The following is a 675-nucleotide window of genomic DNA, read 5'->3' on the forward strand; positions in this document are numbered from 1 at the left end:
GTTGAAAGGACGAGTGATGACGATAGGCAGGCGCTCGTGCCAAAGGTTGGCCATGTACTCCATGGCCAACTTGCTGACGGCATAATCGTTGGCCGGTGCCGGGGAAGTGGTCTCCGACAACAAGCCACCCGAAGCGTTGCCATAGACATTGGCGCTGCTAGCAATCAGCACGCAGTCCAGCGACTTTCCACTGGCCTCAACAGCCTCCAGTAGATTACGCGTTCCTATCAAGTTGACTTGATRGAACGCATCCGCCGCTCCATGCCCGACAAACGCCAATGCTGCGAGATGCACAACAATATCCGGCTGAATTTTTGCCAGCAACGTACGCAAACCTGGGCCATCCGCGAGGTCCACCTGGTGATAATTGCGCTGATCGGAAGGCTGACTGCCTAGCCCGATGACCTCGTAGCCATGAGCCCGAAGTTCGTCCGCCATATAACGACCGGTGAAGCCCTGTATCCCAGTAATCAGTGCACGTTTGCCAGCAATAGCCATCAGAACGAAAATCCTTGTTTATTACGACGCAGATCCGCCTCGACCATCATGCGGCACAGCTCTTCCAGCGAAGTCTTCGGCTCCCAACCCAAAACTTCCTTGGCTTTGGCCGGGTTGCCGATCAGCAACTCAACCTCAGTCGGGCGGTAGAATTTCGGATTGATGGTGACCAGCACT

The 675-nt window shown here is 55.2% G+C and carries 2 protein-coding genes; both read right to left on the reverse strand.

Annotated elements, in window-relative coordinates:
• On the reverse strand, positions 1-498 hold a 498-nt coding region (locus AC1DRJ_RS31205; protein ID WP_477805500.1), incomplete at its 3' end, for an NAD-dependent epimerase/dehydratase family protein.
• A partial coding sequence (locus AC1DRJ_RS31210) for a GDP-mannose 4,6-dehydratase (protein ID WP_477805501.1) occupies positions 498-675 on the reverse strand: 178 nt, incomplete at its 5' end. The genes AC1DRJ_RS31210 and AC1DRJ_RS31205, both read right to left, overlap by 1 nt.

The organism is Pseudomonas sp. P5_B2, assembly GCF_056400445.1.